Annotated in this window: 19 protein-coding genes; 10 read left to right on the forward strand and 9 right to left on the reverse strand. The window is 72.1% G+C overall.

Annotation, left to right across the window (positions count from 1 at the left end):
• Positions 1–40: 40 nt before the first annotated feature.
• Positions 41–916, reverse strand: coding sequence for an ABC transporter substrate-binding protein (locus AZE13_RS12310; protein ID WP_066930393.1), 876 nt, complete (start codon positions 914–916; stop codon positions 41–43).
• Positions 917–1,201: 285 nt separating this feature from the next.
• Between AZE13_RS12310 and hydA the strand changes: the two genes are divergently transcribed.
• Both hydA and AZE13_RS12320 read left to right on the forward strand, forming a co-directional pair.
• Positions 1,202–2,596: a dihydropyrimidinase gene (gene hydA, locus AZE13_RS12315; RefSeq protein ID WP_066930394.1), complete on the forward strand. Its 1,395-nt coding sequence runs from the start codon at positions 1,202–1,204 to the stop codon at positions 2,594–2,596.
• Between the two features lie 13 nt (positions 2,597–2,609).
• Positions 2,610–3,626, forward strand: coding sequence for a TIGR03842 family LLM class F420-dependent oxidoreductase (locus AZE13_RS12320; protein ID WP_066930396.1), 1,017 nt, complete (start codon positions 2,610–2,612; stop codon positions 3,624–3,626).
• A gap of 26 nt (positions 3,627–3,652) precedes the next feature.
• On the opposite strand, the gene AZE13_RS12325 is transcribed toward AZE13_RS12320, so the two are convergent.
• Positions 3,653–4,714, reverse strand: a complete 1,062-nt coding sequence (locus AZE13_RS12325) for a biotin/lipoate A/B protein ligase family protein (protein ID WP_066930398.1) — start codon at positions 4,712–4,714, stop codon at positions 3,653–3,655.
• A 192-nt stretch (positions 4,715–4,906) separates the two neighbouring features.
• Here AZE13_RS12325 and AZE13_RS12330 point away from each other — a divergent pair, with 192 nt between their 5' ends.
• From AZE13_RS12330 to AZE13_RS12355, 6 genes are all read left to right on the forward strand, one after another.
• Positions 4,907–6,796 (forward strand): gamma-glutamyltransferase family protein, encoded by a 1,890-nt coding sequence (locus tag AZE13_RS12330; protein ID WP_066930400.1) that lies wholly within the window; start codon positions 4,907–4,909, stop codon positions 6,794–6,796.
• 103 nt (positions 6,797–6,899) lie between these two features.
• Positions 6,900–7,814, forward strand: coding sequence for an inositol monophosphatase family protein (locus tag AZE13_RS12335; protein ID WP_079123922.1), 915 nt, complete (start codon positions 6,900–6,902; stop codon positions 7,812–7,814).
• Positions 7,815–7,854: 40 nt separating this feature from the next.
• Entirely contained in the window at positions 7,855–9,276 is a 1,422-nt protein-coding gene (locus AZE13_RS12340; protein WP_066930634.1) for a phytoene desaturase family protein, read from the forward strand.
• 77 nt (positions 9,277–9,353) lie between these two features.
• Positions 9,354–9,908 (forward strand): O-acetyl-ADP-ribose deacetylase, encoded by a 555-nt coding sequence (locus AZE13_RS12345; RefSeq protein ID WP_066930402.1) that lies wholly within the window; start codon positions 9,354–9,356, stop codon positions 9,906–9,908.
• A gap of 106 nt (positions 9,909–10,014) precedes the next feature.
• On the forward strand, positions 10,015–11,490 hold the full coding sequence (locus AZE13_RS12350; protein WP_066930404.1) for a DNA-3-methyladenine glycosylase 2 family protein: 1,476 nt from the start codon (positions 10,015–10,017) through the stop codon (positions 11,488–11,490).
• 52 nt (positions 11,491–11,542) lie between these two features.
• Positions 11,543–12,118 carry a methylated-DNA--[protein]-cysteine S-methyltransferase gene (locus tag AZE13_RS12355; RefSeq protein WP_079123955.1) on the forward strand — a complete coding sequence of 192 codons (576 nt, stop codon included), beginning with the start codon at positions 11,543–11,545 and terminating at the stop codon, positions 12,116–12,118.
• Between the two features lie 16 nt (positions 12,119–12,134).
• On the opposite strand, the gene AZE13_RS12360 is transcribed toward AZE13_RS12355, so the two are convergent.
• On the reverse strand, positions 12,135–12,794 hold the full coding sequence (locus tag AZE13_RS12360) for a TetR/AcrR family transcriptional regulator (protein WP_066930406.1): 660 nt from the start codon (positions 12,792–12,794) through the stop codon (positions 12,135–12,137).
• 132 nt (positions 12,795–12,926) lie between these two features.
• On the opposite strand from AZE13_RS12360, the gene AZE13_RS12365 reads away from it, so the two are divergent.
• Positions 12,927–13,559: an NAD(P)-dependent oxidoreductase gene (locus AZE13_RS12365; RefSeq protein ID WP_066930408.1), complete on the forward strand. Its 633-nt coding sequence runs from the start codon at positions 12,927–12,929 to the stop codon at positions 13,557–13,559.
• 16 nt (positions 13,560–13,575) lie between these two features.
• Here the strand turns inward: AZE13_RS12365 and AZE13_RS12370 are convergent, their stop codons facing one another.
• Both AZE13_RS12370 and AZE13_RS12375 read right to left on the reverse strand, forming a co-directional pair.
• Entirely contained in the window at positions 13,576–14,436 is an 861-nt protein-coding gene (locus AZE13_RS12370; RefSeq protein ID WP_066930636.1) for a nucleotidyltransferase domain-containing protein, read from the reverse strand.
• Between the two features lie 175 nt (positions 14,437–14,611).
• Positions 14,612–15,124: an NUDIX domain-containing protein gene (locus tag AZE13_RS12375; RefSeq protein WP_066930410.1), complete on the reverse strand. Its 513-nt coding sequence runs from the start codon at positions 15,122–15,124 to the stop codon at positions 14,612–14,614.
• A 386-nt stretch (positions 15,125–15,510) separates the two neighbouring features.
• Here AZE13_RS12375 and AZE13_RS12380 point away from each other — a divergent pair, with 386 nt between their 5' ends.
• Complete coding sequence (locus AZE13_RS12380) at positions 15,511–16,635, forward strand: glycerate kinase (protein ID WP_066930412.1); 1,125 nt, start codon at positions 15,511–15,513, stop codon at positions 16,633–16,635.
• A 147-nt stretch (positions 16,636–16,782) separates the two neighbouring features.
• Here AZE13_RS12380 and pssA read toward each other — a convergent pair whose 3' ends face one another.
• The 4 genes from pssA to AZE13_RS12400 all read right to left on the reverse strand — a co-directional run bounded on the left by pssA (position 16,783) and on the right by AZE13_RS12400 (position 20,237).
• Positions 16,783–17,643, reverse strand: a complete 861-nt coding sequence (gene pssA, locus AZE13_RS12385) for a CDP-diacylglycerol--serine O-phosphatidyltransferase (protein ID WP_181690330.1) — start codon at positions 17,641–17,643, stop codon at positions 16,783–16,785.
• Positions 17,630–18,277 carry a phosphatidylserine decarboxylase gene (locus tag AZE13_RS12390; RefSeq protein WP_066930416.1) on the reverse strand — a complete coding sequence of 216 codons (648 nt, stop codon included), beginning with the start codon at positions 18,275–18,277 and terminating at the stop codon, positions 17,630–17,632. Before AZE13_RS12390 ends, pssA begins: the two co-directional genes overlap by 14 nt.
• Before the next feature lie 170 nt (positions 18,278–18,447).
• Positions 18,448–19,689, reverse strand: coding sequence for an acyl-CoA dehydrogenase family protein (locus AZE13_RS12395; RefSeq protein WP_066930417.1), 1,242 nt, complete (start codon positions 19,687–19,689; stop codon positions 18,448–18,450).
• Positions 19,690–19,694: 5 nt separating this feature from the next.
• The gene (locus AZE13_RS12400) at positions 19,695–20,237 is read right to left on the reverse strand and encodes a MaoC family dehydratase (RefSeq protein WP_066930420.1); all 543 of its coding nucleotides are present in this window, start codon (positions 20,235–20,237) and stop codon (positions 19,695–19,697) included.
• Positions 20,238–20,240: the final 3 nt, after the last annotated feature.

Here is a 20,240-nt window from a genome sequence, read left to right on the forward strand (position 1 = left end):
CGAGAAACCACCACGGTGGGACGGCCGACAACGTGGGAAGTCAGCCCACAAGGGCAACCGTGAGGGAGGAGAAGAACTCCGCATGTGCCCGCTTGCTGCAAGGTGCCTCCGGGTTCCACGGAAGAACCCGCGCGCGGGCCTCGATGGCCCGCCAGCTCCCGTCGGCCCGTAGCGCCTCAGGGCGCTCCGCGTTGGCCCGGACGTCCATCAGTACGATGTCCGGGGCCAGCTCCGCGGCCTCCGCCCAGCCGACCGTGGACCAGTTCACCCCGGCCCCGGCGGCCGGTTCCAGCAGGCCGACGCCGTGCTCGGCCAGCGCTCGCAGATCGGGCCAGGAGCTGGGCCGGGCCAGATGTACCCGCTCCGGGCCGGCGGGTGACAGGGCCAGTACCCGGGCCCGGGGCCGTGCGGCGTCCCCGGCGGCGTCCCGCAACGCGTCCTCCGCCGCGTCCAACTCGCGGGCCAGGGCGAGGGGTTCGCCGTGGCCCAGTGATCCGGCCAGCGCCGCGAACCGCTCGCGGATCCCGGCCAGGCTGCGGCCGGGGCCCACCGCGATGGTGGCGACCGGGACGTGTACCTCCAGTTCCCGCGCGGTCTTCGGCTCCAGCCCGTAGACCTGTTCGCCGTCGTAGGTGACGGCCACCACGAGGTCCGGCTCCGACTCCAGCAGGGCGTCGGGGTGCAGCGCGGCGCCCGCGCCCAGGTAGGGGATCTCCGCAAGCGGCAGCTCACCGCTCTTGGCCGGGTCGGGGGTGGTGTTGTCGTGATCGGACCCGTAGAGCCCCACGGGGTGTATCCCGTGGTCCCACAGGGTCGCACCGGCCTGTATGTAGGCGACGATCCGGGACGGTCGGTTCCCGGCCACTACCAGGCGGCCCCGGTCGTCGGAGAACTCCCACGGTGTGCGTTGTTCCATGACCTGCCGCCCTTCTGTGCCCTCTGTCATGAGGTTGCGTCACCGACGGGGATTACCCGCCGCATCGGCGGATATCTGCCCATCGCGCCACCCTCGCACCCTTCCCCCGCGCCGCTGTGCCCGTCGGCCGGGCCGCCCGGCCGATCTTCGCTGATTCTTCGTCACGGTATTGCCGCAATGGGTGCCATGCTTCTACGGTGTCTCCTTCTCGACCGGAATCTACGGGTGTAGACCTGCTGTGACGTGACATGACGTGGTGTCAGGCGGGACAGGAAGGGAGCTGGGATGGTGAGCCGTACGGTCGTCCGGGGCGGTCTGGTGATCACTGCCGCCGAGGAGATCCACGCGGATGTGCTGATCGAGGACAGCCGCATCGTGGCCCTCGCTTCCACCGGAACGCAGGAGTGGACCGCCGAGCGGGTCATCGACGCTTCGGGCAAGTACGTGATTCCGGGCGGCGTCGACGCCCACACCCACATGGAGATGCCGTTCGGCGGGACCCTCGCCTCGGACACGTTCGAGACCGGTACGCGCGCCGCGGCGTGGGGCGGCACCACCACGGTCATCGACTTCGCGATCCAGCCGGCCGGCAAGTCCCTGCGGGAGGGGCTGGACATCTGGCATGCGAAGGCGGATGCCCGGTGCGCGATCGACTACGGCTTCCACATGATCCTCTCCGATGTGAACGAGTCCTCGCTGCGGGAGATGGACGGGCTCGTCGGCGAAGGGGTCAGTTCGTTCAAGCTCTTCACCGCGTATCCGGGGGTCTTCTACAGCGACGACGGGCAGATTCTGCGGGCGATGCAGCGGTCCGCGGACAACGGCGGGCTGGTCATGATGCACGCGGAGAACGGCATCGCGATCGATGTGCTGGTGCGGCAGGCGCTGGAGCGCGGTGAGACGGATCCGCGGTACCACGGTGAGGTGCGCAGGGCCTTGCTGGAGGCGGAGGCGACGCACCGGGTGATCCAGCTCGCCCGGGTGGCGGGTGCTCCGCTGTATGTGGTGCACGTATCGGCGGAGGAGGCCGTCGCGGAGCTGACGGCGGCCCGGGACCAGGGGCTGCCGGTGTTCGGGGAGACCTGCCCGCAGTACCTCTTCCTGTCCACGGACAACCTGGCGGAGCCCGGCTTCGAGGGCGCGAAGTACGTGTGCAGCACACCCCTGCGGCCCCGCGAGCACCAGGCGGCGCTGTGGCGGGCCCTGCGCACCGACGATCTGCAGGTGGTCTCCACCGACCACTGCCCGTTCTGCTTCGCGGGCCAGAAGGAGCTGGGCCGCGGCGACTTCTCCAGGATCCCCAATGGCCTGCCCGGGGTGGAGAACCGTATGGACCTGCTGCACCAGGCGGTCGTGGACGGGCACATCAGCCGCCGCCGCTGGATCGAGATCGCGTGCGCCGCCCCGGCCCGCATGTTCGGGCTGTACGGCAAGAAGGGCACCATCGCGCCGGGCGCGGACGCGGACGTGGTCATCTACGACCCGGCCGCCGAGCAGGTCATCTCGGCGGAGACGCACCATATGAACGTCGACTACTCGGCGTACGAGGGCAGGCGGGTCACGGGGCGGGTGGAGACCGTCCTGTCGCGCGGTGAACCCGTCATCGACCACGGCGAGTTCACCGGCCGCGCGGGCCACGGCATGTACACCCCGCGCTCCACCTGCCAGTACGTGAAATAGAGGAGGCCCCACCGTGGAATTCGGACTCGTCCTGCAGACCGACCCGCCCGCGTCGGCGATCGTCGACCTGATGCGGCGCGCGGAGCGCAACGGCTTTCGCTACGGCTGGACCTTCGACTCGACGGTGCTCTGGCAGGAGCCCTTCGTGATCTACAGCCAAATCCTTGAACACACGGCCGACTTGATCGTCGGGCCGATGGTGACGAACCCGGGGACGCGCACCTGGGAGGTGACCGCGTCCACGTTCGCCACGCTCAACGACATGTTCGGCAACCGCACGGTGTGCGGTATCGGGCGGGGCGACTCGGCGATGCGGGTCGCCGGGCGCAAACCGAACACGCTGGCCACACTCCGCGAGGCGATGCACGTCATCCGCGATCTGGCCGAGGGCCGCGAGGCCGAGGTGGACGGGCGGCGGCTGCGGATCCCCTGGGTGCGGGACGGACGCCTTCCGGTATGGATGGGGGCGTACGGGCCGAAGGCGCTGGCCCTGGCCGGACAGCAGGCCGACGGCTTCATCCTCCAGCTGGCCGACCCGTACCTGACCGAATGGATGGTGAAGGCGGTACGCGACGCGGCGGCCGCCGCCGGCCGCGACCCGTCGTCGGTGACGATCTGTGTGGCCGCTCCCGCCTACCTCACCGACGACACCTCGCCCGCCGCGCTGGCGCACGCGCGTGAGCAGTGCCGCTGGTTCGGCGGCATGGTCGGCAACCACGTCGCGGACCTCGTTGCCAGGTACGGGGAGCACTCCGGCGCCGTGCCCGAGGCCCTCACCGCGTACATCAAGGAGCGCGAGGGGTACGACTACGCCCATCACGGCCGGGCCGGGAACCCCGACACCGCCTTCGTACCCGACGAGATCGTCGACCGGTTCTGCGTCATCGGTACGGAGGAACAGCACCTGGACAAGCTGCGGGAGCTGGAGGCGCTGGGCGTCGACCAGTTCGCGGTGTACGCGATGCACGACGCCCGCGAGAAGGTCATCGACGGTTACGGCGCGCGCATCATCCCCGCCGGCCGGCAGTGACCCCGGAGGTGGGGGCACGGATCCCGCTACGGGACGCGGGTGAGCCACTCCGTGGAGCTGAACTTGCCCTCGGCGAGCTCCCGGGCCCGGGCCATCTCCTCGTCGGTGACCTTGCCCTGGGCGCCGCCGTAGCGGGTCCGGAAGGACGCGATCATCCGCTCGATGACCTCGGCGCGCGGCAGACCGGTCTGCCGCCGCAGCGGGTCCACCCGCTTCTTCGCGCTGCCGATTCCCTTGTCGGAGAGCTTCTCCCGGCCGATCCGGAGCACGTCCACCATCTTCTCCGCGTCGATGTCGTACGACATCGTCACGTGGTGCAGCACCGCGCCGGCGCCTGCCACCATCCGCTTCTGCGCCGCGCCGGCGATCTTCCCGGTGTCCGTCGCGATGTCGTTGAGCGGCTTGTACCAGGCCTTGATCCCCATATCGCCCAGCGCGCCCAGCACCCAGTCGTCGAGGTACGCGTAGCTCTCGGCGAAGCTGAGCCCCTGCACCAGGGACTGCGGTACGCACAACGAGTAGGTGATGGTGTTCCCGGGCTCCACGAACATCGCGCCGCCCCCGCTGATCCGCCGGACGACGGTCACCCCGTGCCGCTCGGCGGCGTGCTGGTCGACCTCGTTGCGCAGCGACTGGAAGCTGCCGATGATCACCGCCGGCCGGTCCCACTCCCACACCCGCAGCGTCGGCGGCCGTCGCCCGGCCGCGACCTCGGCGGTCAGTACCTCGTCCAGCGCCATGTGCAGCGCGGGCGGCTGAGGCCCGTCGTGCACGATCTGCCAGTCGAAGTCGGTCCACTCCGCGGCGTCCGCGACGGCCCGCCGGACCGCGATTCCCACCGCCTCGCTGCTGAACCCGAACAGCACGGTCCCGGCGGGCAGCGCCGCGTCGATCCTGGCCGCCAGCCCCCGCGCGTCGGTGTCCGCCGGCGCACCCTCCAGTGCCCCGTTGATGTCGTCCAGCGCCTCGTCCGGCTCCAGGAAGAAGTCCCCGGCGACCCGTACGCCGCGCAGTGCCCCGTCCACCACGTCCAGATCGACGACCACGAGCTTGCCGCCCGGCACCTTGTACTCGCCGTGATGCCTCATCGGATTCTTCCCCCACGCTGTCGTCTGTGGTGCCGTACCTGTGTCACGCCCCCTCCGGTGGCTGGCCGGAAGGAGACCGGTGGGGGTGGACGTAAAGGGATCATACGCGCGTAGTGGACCAGTCAGTACGCCCCCACCAGCGGCCTTCCCTCCCCTCGCGGGAGGAGCCGCTCAGCAGGAGGAGAGAAGCCCGTGTTCACCACCCGTCCGACCCTCCAGGGAATCTTCGGCATGGTCTCCAGCACGCACTGGCTCGCGTCGCAGTCCGCGATGGCCGTGCTGGAGGACGGCGGCAACGCCTATGACGCGGCGGTGGCCGCCGGGTTCGTGCTGCATGTCGTCGAGCCGCATCTGAACGGGCCGGCGGGTGAGGTGCCGATCATCCTGGCGCCGGCCGGCGGGCCCGTACGGGTGCTGTGCGGTCAGGGGCCGGCGCCGGCCGGTGCGAGCGTGGCGTACTACACCTCGCTCGGCCTGGAGCTGGTGCCCGGCACCGGTCCGCTCGCCGCCGCCGTCCCGGGCGCGTTCGATGCCTGGATGCTGCTGCTGCGCGATCACGGCACCAAGCCGCTCGCCGAGGTGCTGCGGTACGCCGTCGGATACGCCGAGCACGGGCATCCGGCCGTCGAGCGGGTCGGCGAGACCGTCGAATCGGTCCGTGAGCTGTTCGAGACGGAGTGGACCTCGTCCGCCGAGATCTACCTGCCGGGCGGCAAGTCCGTCGCGCCGGGCGGGCGCTTGCGGAACCGGCCGCTGGCGGCGACCTGGCGGCGGCTGATCGCGGAGGCGGAGGCCGCATCGGCCGGACGGGAGGCCCAGATCGATGCCGCCCGCCGTATCTGGCGGGAGGGTTTCATCGGTGCGGCACTGGCCGACTTCGCGGCCCGGCCGGCGCTGGACACGTCCGGTGAGCGCCACGCAGGCACGCTCACCGGCGACGATCTGGCCGCGTTCACCGCCACGTACGAGGCACCCGTCACCTACGACTGGAACGGCTGGACCGTCGCCAAGGCGGGCGGCTGGTCCCAGGGGCCGGTCTTTCTCCAGCAGCTCGCCCTGCTGCCGGACGAGCTGCCCGCCTACGGCAGCCCCGACTACGTGCACCTGCTCATCGAGGGCAGCAAGCTGGCGCTGGCGGACCGGGAGGCCTGGTACGGGGACGCCGCGGAGGTGCCGCTCGGCGCGCTGCTCAGCGACGGGTACAACGCCGCGCGCCGGTCCCTCATCGGTGAGCGCGCCGCGTACGAGCTGCGGCCCGGCAGCCCGGACGGGCGACGCCCGCGGCTGAGCGGGTACGCGGTGGCGGCCGGGGCCGGAGACGGGGACGGGGAGGGCGGCTTCGATCCGCTGGGGGTCTCCCGGAGCGGAGTGGGGGAGCCGACCGCCGGCGGGGGGAGGGCAGCGGGCGCCGGGGTGGGCGCCGGGGCCGCGGACGGGCTCGCCGATGCCGTGTCCGAGGTCGACCGCAGCGGTGCCACCCGGGGTGACACCTGCCACCTCGATGTCGTCGACCGCTGGGGCAACCTGGTCTCCGCCACCCCGTCCGGGGGCTGGCTGCAGTCCAACCCCGTCGTCCCGGCTCTCGGCTTCCCGCTCGGCACCCGCCTGCAGATGACCTGGCTGGAGGAGGGGCTGCCCAACTCCCTCACCCCGGGGCGTCGCCCCCGTACCACCCTCACGCCGTCCCTCGCGCTGCGCGGGGGCGTACCGGTGATGGCCTTCGGCACGCCGGGCGGTGATCAGCAGGACCAGTGGCAGGTCCACTTCTTCCTGGCCGTGGCGCTGCGCGGGGCGGTGCGCGGCGGCCTCGACCTGCAGGGCGCCATCGACGCGCCGAACTGGCACCACGACTCCGTCCCCGGGTCGTTCTTCCCCCGCCGGATGCGTCCGGGGAGTGTGACGGTGGAGTCCCGGATCGGAGCGGGCACGATCGACGCGCTGCGGCGGCGCGGGCATCGGGTCACGGTGGGTGACGCCTGGTCCGAGGGGCGGCTGTGCGCGGTGGCGCGGGATCCGGAGAGCGGAGTGCTGTCCGCCGCGGCGAATCCACGGGGGATGCAGGGGTACGCGGTCGGCCGCTGATGGTGACCGTCGGTGCCCGCCGCCCCTCGGCGTGGCCTCCACGGCATCCGGAGTTCACCTGGGGGCCGGCTGGTGTGTCAGTGGTCCGTGGTTCGATGGATGCATGATCGAAGCACTTCGTACCCACGATTCGGGAGACACCACGGACCTCACCGACGTCACGGACCTCGCCGCATCTCCCACGACGGCCTGCTCGCCGGACCTGTCCGGGCTGGATCCGGACGCCGTCGAGGCCGCCATCCGCCAGGCCGCGGCCGACGAGATCATGCCGCGCTTCCGGCAGCTCGCCGCCGAGGAGATCGTCGAGAAGAGCGGTCCGCACGATCTCGTCACCATCGCCGACCGGCGCGCCGAGGAGCACCTCACCGCCTCGCTCACGGCCCTGCTCCCCGGCTCCCGGGTGGTGGGCGAGGAGGCGGTGCACGCCGACCCGGGCGTGCTCGACGCGCTGCGCGGCGACGCCCTCGTCTGGATCGTCGACCCGGTCGACGGCACCCGCCAGTTCGTCCACGGCGACCCCGGCTTCGCCACCCTCGTCACGCTCGCCCACCACGGTGAACTGCTCGCCTCCTGGACGTACGCCCCCGCGCTCGGCCTGATGGCGGTCGCCCGCCGCGGCGCCGGCGCCACGCTGAACGGCGAGCCGCTGCGGGCCGGCAGCCCCGCGCCCGGTGCCGTCCTCGACGTGGCCACCTCCCACTTCGACTTCACCAACGACGACGAGAAGCGGGTCCTCGCCGCCCTGGACACCGCCGGCATCAAGCCGCGCCCCTGCGGCTCGGCCGGCCTGGAGTACCTCCACATAGCCCGCGGCGAGCTGGACGCCCTCGCCTTCAGCTGGGAGAACGCCTGGGATCACGCCGCCGGGCTGCTGCTGGTCCACGAGGCGGGTGGTGCGAGCGGCACGGTCGCGGGGGAGCCCTTCCGTATCGAGGGCGGCAACGCGCTGCCCTTCACCGCGGCGCGTGACGCCGAAACCGCGCGGCGTATCCTCGGACTGCTGGCGGCCGCCAACTGATCCTCACCGACGAGGGTCGGACGTGAGGGGAGTGGCACAGGTGCCGAGGATGCTCGATGCCGTCGTGGTCGGAGCCGGACCCAACGGCCTGACCGCGGCCGTCGAACTGGCCCGTCGCGGGATGTCCGTGGAGATCTTCGAAGCTCGTGACACCATCGGCGGCGGCGCTCATACCGAGGAGCTGACTCTCCCCGGCTTCCGCCACGACACCTGCTCGGCGGTGCACCCCCTCGGTGTGGGCTCACCGGCCTTCTCCGCCATGCCGCTGGAGCGGTACGGCCTGAAGTGGCTGCACCCGGACCTGCCGATGGCCCACCCCTTTCCGGACGGTACGGCCGCGGTGCTCGCCCACGCCGTCGGCGAGACCGCGATGTCCTTCGGCCCGCGCGACGCCGGCACCTACCGGCGGCTGGTCGCGCCGTTCATCGGCCGGTGGGAGTCGATGGCCCACGACTTCCTGCGCACCCAGTGGCTCGGCCTGCCGCAGGACCCGGTGACGTATGCCCGCTTCGGCCTGGTGGCCGCCCAGCCGGTGACGCTGCTCAACCGCCGCTTCCAGGACGAGAAGGCCCGGGCCCTGCTGGCCGGTCTCGCGGCGCACACCATCGCGCCGCTCAGCGGCCTCGGCACCTCCGGCATCGCCCTGATGTTCGCCCTCGCCGCGCACGCGAAGGGCTGGCCGGTGCCGCGCGGCGGGTCCCAGGCGATCTCGGACGCGCTGGCCGGCCTGCTGCGTGCCCATGGCGGAGTAGTGCACACCGGCTTCGAGGTCAAGCGCCTCGACGACCTCCCGCCGGCCCGCGCATACCTCTTCGACACCTCTCCGACCGCGCTGGCCCGGATCGCCGGCCTGGGCAACGCCTACCGCGACGTCAAGTACGGGCCCGCCTCCTTCAAGATCGACTATGCGCTGTCCGGCCCGGTGCCCTGGACGGCCGGGGCGGCCCGCCGCGCCGGCACCGTCCACATCGGCCCCACCAGCCAGGAGATCGGTGCCGCCCTGAACGCCGCGGCCCGCGGCGAGGACCCGTCCGTCCCCTTCCTGATCACTGCTCAGCCCAGCCTGATCGACCCCACCCGGGCCCCCGAGGGAAAGCACGTCTTCTGGGCGTACGGCCATGTCCCCAACGGCTGGGAGGGCGACGCCACCGACGTCATCGAGCGGCAGATCGAGCGCTTCGCCCCCGGCTTCCGCGACCTGGTCCTGGCCCGCGCCGTCGCCGGCCCGCCCCAGCTCGCCGCCCGCAACGCCAACTACGTCGGCGGCGACACCGCGACCGGCTCCGCGGCCGGTCTGCGCCTGCTCATCCGCCCCAAACTCGCCCGCGTCCCCTACGAGACCGCCCACCCCGCCGTCTTCCTGTGCTCCCAGGCCACCCCGCCCGGGCCCGGCGTTCATGGCATGTCCGGGCATTACGCGGCGAAGGCCGTGTGGCGCCGTTTGTCTGCGGCGCGTCGTTGAGGTGCGGGAGCGCGTCGGGCGCCGGTTGTCCGCGGGATGCCGTTGAGCGGCGCGGGCGGTCTCCCTACGCTCGACGCATGAGTGGTACCCGGCGCACATCGCTCACCCTCGTCCAGGGCGACATCACCGCACAGACCGTGGACGCCGTGGTCAACGCCGCCAACTCCGCCCTCCTCGGCGGCGGGGGAGTGGACGGTGCGATCCACCGCCGCGGCGGACCGGAGATCCTCGCCGAGTGCCGCTCCCTCCGCGTCTCACGCTACGGCCGCGGCCTGCCCACCGGCCAGGCCGTCGTCACCACCGCCGGCCGGCTGCCCGCACGCTGGGTGATCCACGCAGTCGGCCCGGTGCACTCCGACCACGAGGACCGCACCGAACTGCTCGCCTCGTGCTACCGGGAATCCCTCCGCCTGGCCGGCGAACTGGGCGCCCGTACCGTCGCGTTCCCCGCCATCTCCACCGGTGTCTACCGCTGGCCGGTCGCCGACGGCGCCCGTACCGCCGTGGCCACCGTCCGCACCGTGGTGGCGGCCGAGCCCGACGCCTTCGACGAGATCCGCTTCGTGGTCTTCGACGACCGTGCCCGAGAGGCGTACGAGGCGGCCCTGGCCGAGGGCGACGGCGGCGACTGAGCCCCCGTGACCCGGCCGGCGGACGGCTCCGGCTGCCCGGGCGCCGCCGACCTTGATGTCGGATTCTCGCCAGCCGGAGCCCGGTCGGCTGAGCGATGCTGAGGGCATGCACACCGACACCGAGCGCTGTCTGCGCGCCGTGCAGTCCAAGGACGCCCGCTTCGACGGCTGGTTCTACACGGCCGTGCTCACGACCCGTATCTACTGCCGCCCCAGCTGCCCCGTCGTGCCGCCCAAGCCGGAGAACGTGCGCTTCTACCCGAGTGCGGCGGCCGCCCAGCAGGCCGGGTTCCGGGCCTGCAAGCGGTGCCGGCCGGACGCCAGCCCGGGGTCACCGCAGTGGGACGAGCGGGCCGATCTGGTCGCGCGGGCCATGCGGCTGATCGCCGACGGCATCGTCGACCGCGAGGGTGTGCCCGGTCTCGCGGCCCGGCTCGGCTACAGCACCCGGCAGATCGAACGTCAGCTGCGGGCGGAGCTGGGGGCCGGGCCGCTCGCCCTGGCCCGGGCCCAGCGTGCGCAGACCGCCCGGCTGCTGGTGGAGACCACGGCGCTGCCGATGGCCGAGGTCGCCTTCGCCGCCGGATTCTCCAGCATCCGCACCTTCAACGAGACCGTACGGGAGGTCTTCGCGCTCTCCCCGACCGACTTGCGACAGCGCGCCACGCCCGGCCCGGGCGCGGCGGTGCCCGGGACACTCGCGCTGCGGCTGCCCTTCCGCCGGCCGCTGAACCCCGACAACCTCTTCGGACACCTCGCCGCCACCGCCGTCCCCGGCGTGGAGGAGTGGCGGGCGGGCGCCTACCGCCGCACCCTGCGCCTCCCCTACGGGCACGGCATCGTCGCGCTCGCACCCCACCCCGACCACATCGACTGCCGGCTGGCCCTGACCGATCTGCGCGATCTGGCCGGTGCCATCGCCCGCTGCCGCCGGATGCTCGACCTCGACGCCGACCCGGAGGCCGTCGACGGGCTGCTGCGCGAGGACCCGCAGCTGGCGCCGCTCGTCGACAAGGCCCCCGGCCGCCGGGTTCCGCGTACCGTCGACGCCGACGAGTTCGCGGTCCGCGCCGTCCTCGGCCAGCAGGTCTCCACCGCGGCGGCCCGCACCCACGCCGGACGGCTGGTCCGCGCGTACGGTGAGCGGGTCGACGACCCCGGCGGCGGCCTCGGCCACCTCTTCCCGTCCGCCGCCGCGCTCGCCGAACTGGACCCCGCGGAACTGGCGATGCCCCGGACACGACGGGCCACGCTCACCGGCGTGATCGCCGCCCTCGGCTCCGGCGCGCTGCGCCTCGGCGTCGGCAGCGACCGCGACGAGGCCCGGGCGCAGCTCACCGCGCTGCCCGGCATCGGCCCCTGGACCGTCGAGTGCATCGCCATGCGCGGCCTCGGTGACCCGGACGCCTTCACCCCCACCGACCTCGGACTGCGCCGCGCGGCCGCCGCGCTCGGGCTGCCGCGCACCCCGGCCGCCCTGGTCCGGCACTCCGCGGTCTGGCGCCCCTGGCGCGCCTACGCCGTCCAGTACCTCTGGGCGACCGACGACAGCCACCCCATCAACCATCTCCCGACGAACTGAGCCCACAGCCATGACCGTTCACGCGCACGCACCGCATACTCCGGACTCGTCCATGTCCCACCCGCCCGCACACTCCGAAGCTCACCCGCCCGCACACTCCGAAGGCGGCGCTCCGATCACGCACACCGTCCTGGCGGACACCCCGGTCGGGCCGCTCACGCTCGTCGCCGCCGGTGACGCCCTGACCGGCCTGTACATGACCGGCCAGCGGCACCGTCCGCCCGAGGAGGCCTTCGGCGCTCCCGCTGACCCCGGTGAACCTCCGTTCGCCGCGACGATCACCCAGCTACGGGCCTACTTCCGCGGCGAGCTGACCAGATTCGATGTGCCGCTCACGCTGCGCGGTACGCCCTTCCAGCGGCGCGTCTGGGCGGCGCTGTGCCGGATCCCGTACGGCGAGACCCGCTCGTACGGGCAGCTCGCCGAGCAGCTCGGCGCCCCGTCGGCCGCGCGTGCGGTCGGCCTGGCCAACGGGCGCAATCCGGTCGGCATCATCGTCCCCTGCCATCGCGTCGTCGGCGCCGACGGCAGCCTCACCGGCTACGGCGGCGGCCTGGACCGCAAGCGCCGGCTGCTGGCCTTCGAGCGGACGGAGGACGCGCTGTTCCCGGCGGAGGGGTGCGGCTGACGCCGGACTCCCGTCTCTACGGGGCGCCCGGCGGCCGGAGACCGTCGAGCAGGGCCCGTACGGTCTCGGTCGCGAACTCCTCCTCGCTCTCCGGGCGCAGCGCGCCGGGCGGTGCCTCGGAGTCGAAGAACAGGTCGAGGAAGGCGCGGTGGAAACAGGCGCCGATGAGGAGGAGGGCCGCCGCGTGCGGGTCGACGCCGGCCGTGATCCGGCCCAGGGCCTGCTCGGCCTCCAGATAGGCGGCGAGGTGCTGGGTGGCGTTCTGCGGTCCCGCGGTGCCGAGTTCGTGCAGCCGGCGGCGGTGCGTCGCCAGCAGCTCGGGGCTGGCGAAGAGCGAGGCGGCGATCGGGAAGGCGCGCCGGTAGAAGCGGACGGCGACCAGTGCCACCTCCGTCAGATGCCCGGCCGGTCCCCGCTCGTCACCCGCGTGCCGCGGCAGTCGCTCCAGCGCGTCGGAGAGCTGCGGCGCACGCTCGTGCAGCACCCGGACGAAAATCTCTTCCTTGTTCCGGAAGTGCTTGTAGAGCGCCGCCTCCGAGCAGCCGGCCTCCCGGGCGATCTGTTTCGTCGTCGTATGCGTCAGGCCCACGGCCGTCATCAGCGTGGCGGCGGCGTCCAGGATGCGGGAGCGCGTCAGGGCGCCTCCGGTCAGCGGAGCGGCGGCGTCTCGGGTCATGCGCGGAGTCTACATTGACAGGTGAGTGAGCGTTCACCCACACTGGTGAGTGAGCACTTACTCACCCGCCCCGCCGCACGTCGGTGGGTGAGCTCACTCGCACGCCTTCCTTCGGTTCTCCCGGGAGCGATCTTGAAACTCACCGTCCTCGGCGCGTCAGGCGGCGTCGGCCGGCAGCTCGTCACCCATGCCCTGGCCGACGGGCACGAGGTGACCGCCGCACTGCGCAGTCCGCAGAAGCTGACCGAGCGGCATGAGCGGCTCACGGTCGTCCGCGCCGACCCGCTCGACGCCGCCTCTGTCAAGGCCGTCGTCGAGGGCGCCGACGCGGTGCTCTCCGGAATCGGCCAGCCCGGCCGGCGCGACCCGATGCGGCCGGCGTCCACGTCGGCCCGCGCGGTGGTGGACGCCATGACCGCCGCCGGCGTCCGCCGCCTGCTCGTCGTCAGCGCGGGGCCGCTCAACCGCACCGGTGCCGGCCAGCCCTTCGTCAGCCACCGGATCTTCGGCCCGCTCCTCTGGGCGATGCTCAAGGAGCTCTACACCGACCTGGAGCGTATGGAGGCCGTCCTGCGCGACAGCGGCCTCGACTGGACCGCGGTCCGCCCGCCCCGCCTCCTCGACGGGCCCGGCGAGGGCCGCTACCGCCACGCCGTCGAAGCCGGACCCGCCGGTGCGTCGATCGCCCGAGCCGATGTCGCCCGCGCGATGCTCGACTTCCTCACCGACACCCGGACGTACGGCCATGCCGTCGGGGTCCGCTGAGCCGGGCCGGCGCGGTCTACTGAGCCGGGACCGGCGCGGTCCACTGGGCGGTGACCGCCGCGCGCACCTCCGCCACCAGGCGCTCCGCCTCGCGCAGGGAGTTCTCCAACTCGCTTTCCGTGCGGCCGAGTCCGGCCAGCAGGGCGGTGGCGCGGTCGGCGAACCCGGGCGGGGTGTGCGGCAGGGCGCCGGCCGCCGCGAGGGCGCCCTTCTCGTTGAGGCACCAGACGCGGTGGTGCGCGTGCAGCGCCTGGACGAGGTCGCCGACCGCACGGGACAGGCACAGGGCGGCATGCAGGACGTCCGACGCGGTGTACGACTTGGCCGCCATCGCCACCGAGAACCCCGCGTCCCACACCGCGGCCCCGGTCACTTCCTTCCGCAGGGCCTCGGGGTACTCCTGGGCCGCCTCCTTGAGGCGGGCCAGCTCCCCGTCGGTGTCGGCGAGCACCCGGCCCAGCGCCACCTCGCCCGGGTAGGCCGGTGACCAGAAGCCGAGCGGATGACCGGCCTGTACGCCGATCTCGAAGCGGCCCGCCCGGCACTCCTGCCACACCCGCCGCACCCGGTCGAGATCCCGCAGGATCCAGTCCACATGACTGCCGTCGGGCAGGACGAGCCAGGCCCCGCCATTGACCCACGCGCCCCAGGCCCCCGGCCCGTACACCTCGACGGGGGCGCCGACCACCTCCGTGGCCAGCGCCGCCAGCGCCGGCAGGTCCGGCTCACCCCGGTAGTAGACCCCGAGGTCCCAGTCGGAGTCCGGCCGGTGCGTGCCGCGCGCCCGGCTCCCCCCGAGCATCACCCCGACGACTCCCGGCACCTGGGCGATCCTGGCGGTGATGTCGCGCATGGGCTTGCCGACGATGTCATCCATGGCGGTCACCCTAGGGGCGCCGGTCACCGGAGCTCACCTCATTTAGCCGTGCACCCGCAGCCGCGCAACCGCAGCCGTGCGCCCGGCTCATCGAGCCTCGCCGCCATGCCGTCACGCCGCCATGCCGTCACGCCGCCACGTCGTCACGCCGCCACGTCGTCACGCCGCCACGTCGTCACGCGGTGTCGGCCGTGACTCCCGACGGCGGCACCCCGTCCTCCAGCTCGGCCGGGCCGTGCCCCTCCGCGAGGGCCTGGAGGGCGGCGCCGATGCGCAGCGCCATCTCGCGGCCCACCAGGGTCTGGGCCTCGTCCCAGTGGGCCATACGCCAGGACAGCAGCTCCTCCTCCTGCAGCCGGATCGCGGCGAGCTGTTCCGGGGCGAGTACCCCGCCGTCGAAGAGGTACGACACCAGCGGGGGCCGTCCCTCCCCGCGGACCCAGTCGACGGCGAGCAGCGCGCCCAGCTCGACGTCCAGGCCGATCTCCTCGGCGGTCTCGCGGCGGGCGGCCTGGCGGGGCGACTCTCCGGCGTCCGACTCGACGGTGCCGCCGGGCAGGTTCCAGGTGTCCCGGTAGTTCGGTTCCACGAGCAGGATGCGGCCGTCGGTGTCGCGGAAGATGGCGCCGGCTCCCGCGAGTACGCGGGGCAGGCCGGCGATGTAAGTGGCGTAATCCGTGGTCGTCACGGCGTGAGCCTAGACGAGTCGGGACCGGATCAGTCCTCCGCGATGGATCTTCGAGGCGCACCCCCGGGGCGCTCGGAAGCGACCGAAGCCGCCGTCTCACCCCGTCGTCGTCCTCCTCCGCGTCCTCTCCGTGTCGTCTCCTCGTGTCCCTTCCTCGTGTCCTTTCCTCTCCGCGTCCTCTGCCCTGTTCGCCCCCTGTGCGCCCCCCTGTTCGCCTCCCCTGTTCGCCTCCCCTGTTCGCCGGGCCCATGGCCGGATAGGGTCGCAGCGGCGCGACTGCCCGTTCGAAAGCAAGGGGAATCACGGTGGCGGACGCAGCAAGGACGAACGCGGCACCGGCACATCCGGACGCGCATCCACCCGCACCTCCACGTTCACCTGCCCGTGTGCTGATCGCGGCGGACAAGTTCAAGGGGTCGCTCACGGCTGTCGAGGTCGCCGAGCACGTCACCGCCGGTCTGCGGCGTGCGGTGCCCGGGCTGGACGTGGCGGCCGTCCCGGTCGCGGACGGCGGCGACGGCACCGTGGCCGCGGCCCTCGCGGCCGGATTCGCCCGCCGGGAGGCCCGGGTCACCGGCCCCACCGGCGAGCCGGTGACGGCCGCCTTCGCGCTGCGCGGTGACGGCACGGCGGTGGTGGAGATGGCGGAGGCGTCCGGCCTCCAGCACCTTCCCGCGGGCGGCTTCGCGCCCCTGACGGCCACCACGTACGGAACCGGCGAGCTGCTCCGCGCGGCGCTGGACGCGGGGGCGACCTCGATCGTCTTCGGCGTCGGCGGCAGCGCGACGACCGACGGCGGCGCGGGCATGCTCACGGCACTGGGCGCCCGGTTCCTGGACGCGGACGGTGCGCCGGTCGGCCCCGGTGGCGGGCCGCTGCGCGATCTGGTGACGGCCGACCTGTCGGGGCTGGATCCCCGGCTGGCGCGGACCGCGGTCGTGCTCGCGAGCGACGTCGACAACCCGCTCACGGGGCCCAAGGGCGCCGCGGCGGTCTACGGGCCGCAGAAGGGCGCCGGGCCGGACGACGTGGCCGCGCTGGACGCCGCGCTGGTGCGCTACACCGAGGTGCTGGAGCGCGCGCTGGGGCCCAGGGCCGCCGAGTACGCCCTGGCGCCGGGCGCGGGTGCGGCGGGCGGTATCGGCTATGGCGCGCTGGTGGGCCTGGAAGCGACGTTCCGGCCGGGTATCGACGTGATGCTCGACGTTCTGGGCTTCGGACCGGCGCTGGCGCGGGCCACGTTCGTGATCACGGGGGAGGGCTCGCTGGACGAGCAGACCCTGCACGGCAAGGCGCCGGCCGGGGTCGCGGCCGCGGCCCGGGCGGCCGGCCTGGACGTGGTCGCCGTCTGCGGCCGGCTCCGGCTGTCCGAGGAGGCCCTCCGCCGGGCCGGCATCCGGCGGGCGTACGCCCTGACGGACCTGGAGCCCGACCCGGCCCGCTGTATCGCCGGGGCGGGCCCCCTGCTGGAGCGGGCGGCGGAGAATCTGGCGCGCGACTTCCTGGTCTGAGGCACGCCACCCGCCGTTCAGGCCTGGCTCCGCCGTTCAGGCCTGGCGGAGACCGCCGGCGCGCCGCGAACGCCGAGAGCCCCGGGCGAACGATTCGCCCGGGGCTCTCGGCTCTCGGTGGGGCGCGGTGACCGCGCACCGCTCGGGTCAGGGGAGCTGCGCGGCGCGTGACTCGGCGCGGGACTCGCGGCGGTTGTCGCGGAAGGTGTTGACCCTCCTGGCCGTCGCGAACAGCGGGATCATCGCGCCCAGGACCACCTGCAGGGAGCAGCCGGTCTGCAGCAGCAGCTGGCCGCCGGGGGCGTCCAGCGCCCAGGCCGCCAGCATGCCCATGCTGATGATGATCCAGCTGAGCATCGCCACCGCGAGGCGGCCCCGGGGCTTGGGGTACTCGACCCGGCTCACCATCAGCCAGGCCACGCCGATGATCGCCAGCAGCGTCGGCAGGAACGGCAGCTCCAGCAGCACGATGGCGACGACGGTCAGGGCGCCGAAGGGGCTCGGCATGCCCTGGAAGATGCCGTCACGCAGGGTGACGCAGGAGAACCGGGCCAGCCGCAGGATCACCGCCAGCAGCACCACCACCGCCGCGACCACCGACACCCGCTGGTGCGAGTCCGGAGCGACCATGCCCCAGGTCACCACGAAGTACGCGGGCGCCAGGCCGAAGCTGATCAGGTCGGAGAGGTTGTCCAGCTCGGCCCCCATCGCCGAGGCCCGCAGCTTGCGCGCCACCAGCCCGTCGAAGAGGTCGAAGACCGAAGCGAGCAGCATCAGGATCACGGCCATGGCCGCGCTGTGCCGGGCCATCCCGCCGTCCTCGGTCCCCGTGAGGTGCGGAATGAGGACCCCGGTGGTCGTGAAGTACACGGCCATGAAGCCACAGATGGCGTTACCGAGGGTGAGGGTGTCCGCTATTGACAGCCGCGTCGACAGCGGCATGTCGTCCTCGTCCTCGTCGTTCTCGGGCGCCCAGCCCGCCTGTGTCTCAGGATCAATCACGGTCAAGTCGAGTCACCCCCGCGGTGGTCGCCTGGCCGACCTCGACCGCCACCTCGACGCCCTCCGGAAGGTAGACATCGACGCGCGAGCCGAAGCGGATCAGACCGATCCGCTCGCCCTGCTCCACCTTCGTGCCCTCGGGAACGTAGGGGACGATACGGCGGGCCACCGCGCCGGCGATCTGCACCATCTCGATGTCGCCGAGTTCGGTATCGAAGTGCCAGACGACCCGCTCGTTGTTCTCGCTCTCCTTGTTGAACGCCGGAACGAATCCGCCGGGGATGTGCTCCACGGACGTCACAGTGCCGGCCAGCGGCGCGCGGTTGACGTGGACGTTCAGCGGGCTCATGAAGATCGCGACGCGGGTGCGTCCGTCCTTCCACGGCATGATGCTCTGCACCACACCGTCGGCCGGGGAGATGACGCGGCCCTGAGCGATCTCCCGCTCGGGGTCGCGGAAGAACCACAGCATGCCCGCCGCCAGGGCGGTGGTGGGCACGGCAACGGCGGCCCAGCGACCCGACCGGCGGGACCGGGCGAGGCTGACCGCTGCCGTGGCAACGGTCGGCAGGAGCCACGGCGACGCTCCGCGCGCGAGGCGGACGCGACCGCGTGGTGCAGAGGATTGGCTGTGGGGCATGGATGACCTTCGTAGCGGAGGGTGCCGCTCAGGTATACGGGGGACGGCGGCTTTCCGTGGATGCTATCGGTTACGAGCGGCAACTGGCCAAGAGCCAGAGCCAATCCGTGGCCGAAAGACCGATGACAGGGTGTGATCTTCGTCTAGGCCAAAAGGGGTGAATCGGGCGTTCATGCCTGGATTCGGTACTCCTCCAGTAGCCGTCGACCAATGATCATTTTCTGGATCTCGGCGGTGCCCTCGCCGATCAGGAGCATCGGGGCCTCTCGGTAGAGGCGCTCGATCTCGTACTCCTTGGAGAAGCCGTAGCCGCCGTGGATGCGGAACGCGTCTTCCACCACCTCCTTGCAGTACTCGGAGGCCAGGTACTTCGCCATCCCCGCTTCGAGGTCGTTGCGCTGGCCGGAGTCCTTCTTGCGAGCGGCATTGACCATCATCGCATGGGCCGCTTCGACCTTTGTTGCCATTTCTGCCAATTTGAACTGGATGGCCTGGTGCTGCGCGATCGGCTTTCCGAAGGTGTGCCGCTGCTGTGCGTACGAAACCCCCAGCTCGAAGGCGCGCTGGGCGACGCCGCAGCCGCGCGCGGCCACATTCACCCGGCCGACCTCGACCCCGTCCATCATGTGATAGAAGCCACGTCCGGTGCGGCCGCCGAGCACCCGGTCGGCCGGGATGCGCAGCCCGTCCATGATCAGCTCGGTGGTGTCGACGCCCTTGTAGCCCATCTTCTCGATCTTGCCCGGGATGGTCAGGCCGGGCCGCACCTCACCGAAGCCGGCCTCCTTCTCCACGAGGAAGGTCGTCATCGACTTGTGCGGAGGGGTGCCCTCCGGGTGACCTTCGTCCGTCCGGCACAGCACCGCGACGAGGGTGGACGAACCGCCGTTGGTGAGCCACATCTTCTGCCCGGTCAGGACGTACCCTCCCCCACTCTCGGCTTCGCTCGAGCGGGAGGTGCCCCCATCGTCCCGCACGCCCTTGGAGGAGATGGCCGAGACATCCGAGCCGAGCGCCGGCTCCGACATCGAGAAGGCGCCCCGGATCTCACCGGCCGCCATCTTCGGCAGAAAGTAGTCCTTCTGTTCCTGTGTGCCGTGCTGCTTGAGCATGTACGCCACGATGAAGTGGGTGTTGATGATGCCCGAGACGCTCATCCAGCCACGGGCGATCTCCTCGACGGTCAGTGCGTAGGTGAGCAGGGACTCACCCAGCCCGCCGTACTCCTCCGGAATCATCAGGCCGAACACGCCGAGTTCCTTGAGTCCCTCGACGATCTGCGTCGGGTATTCATCGCGGTGCTCAAGCTCCGTGGCGACCGGCAGGATCTCCTTGTCCACGAAATCGCGGACGGTGGAGAGAATTTCCCGCTGGATGTCGGTCAGGCCCTCGGTCTGCGCGAGACGGGTCATGACGGTCAGTTCTCCTTCCCGGCCGCGGTGGCCTTCTTGGCCTCGGGGGCCCTGAGCTCCGGGCGGCCGGGCTGCTCTCCGCCGCGCTCCTTGATGTAGGTGGCCGTCGGCACCATCACCTTGCGCCGGAAGACGCAGACCAGGGTGCCGTCCTGCTTGTACCCCTTGGTCTCGACGTGCACGATGCCGCGGTCGGACTTGGACTTCGACGGCGTTTTGCCGAGCACGGTCGTCTCGCCGTAAATCGTGTCGCCGTGGAAGGTGGGCGCCACGTGCTTCAGCGACTCGATCTCGAGATTGGCGATGGCCTTGCCGGAGACATCCGGTACCGACATGCCCAGCAGGAGTGAGTAGATGTAATTGCCGACGACGACGTTCTTGCCGAAGTCGGTGGTCTGCTCCGCGTAGTTGCTGTCCATATGCAACGGGTGATGATTCATGGTGAGCAGACAGAAGAGGTGGTCGTCGTATTCGGTGACGGTCTTGCCGGGCCAGTGCTTGTACACGTCGCCGACGGTGAACTCCTCATAGGTACGGCCGAACTGCATCGC

Source organism: Streptomyces sp. NBRC 110611, from assembly GCF_001590865.1.
Taxonomy (GTDB): Bacteria; Actinomycetota; Actinomycetes; order Streptomycetales; family Streptomycetaceae; genus Streptomyces.

Coding starts and splice junctions, on each gene's coding strand:
- AZE13_RS12370 (WP_066930636.1), bottom strand. CDS start 14,436: ATGGATGACATCGTCGGCAAGCCCATGCGCGACATCACCGCCAGGATC.
- AZE13_RS12335 (WP_079123922.1), top strand. CDS start 6,900: ATGATCGAAGCACTTCGTACCCACGATTCGGGAGACACCACGGACCTC.
- AZE13_RS12350 (WP_066930404.1), top strand. CDS start 10,015: ATGCACACCGACACCGAGCGCTGTCTGCGCGCCGTGCAGTCCAAGGAC.
- AZE13_RS12325 (WP_066930398.1), bottom strand. CDS start 4,714: ATGAGGCATCACGGCGAGTACAAGGTGCCGGGCGGCAAGCTCGTGGTC.
- AZE13_RS12395 (WP_066930417.1), bottom strand. CDS start 19,689: ATGACCCGTCTCGCGCAGACCGAGGGCCTGACCGACATCCAGCGGGAA.
- AZE13_RS12355 (WP_079123955.1), top strand. CDS start 11,543: ATGTCCCACCCGCCCGCACACTCCGAAGCTCACCCGCCCGCACACTCC.
- AZE13_RS12390 (WP_066930416.1), bottom strand. CDS start 18,277: ATGCCCCACAGCCAATCCTCTGCACCACGCGGTCGCGTCCGCCTCGCG.
- hydA (WP_066930394.1), top strand. CDS start 1,202: ATGGTGAGCCGTACGGTCGTCCGGGGCGGTCTGGTGATCACTGCCGCC.
- AZE13_RS12400 (WP_066930420.1), bottom strand. CDS start 20,237: ATGCAGTTCGGCCGTACCTATGAGGAGTTCACCGTCGGCGACGTGTAC.
- AZE13_RS12360 (WP_066930406.1), bottom strand. CDS start 12,794: ATGACCCGAGACGCCGCCGCTCCGCTGACCGGAGGCGCCCTGACGCGC.
- AZE13_RS12310 (WP_066930393.1), bottom strand. CDS start 916: ATGGAACAACGCACACCGTGGGAGTTCTCCGACGACCGGGGCCGCCTG.
- AZE13_RS12345 (WP_066930402.1), top strand. CDS start 9,354: ATGAGTGGTACCCGGCGCACATCGCTCACCCTCGTCCAGGGCGACATC.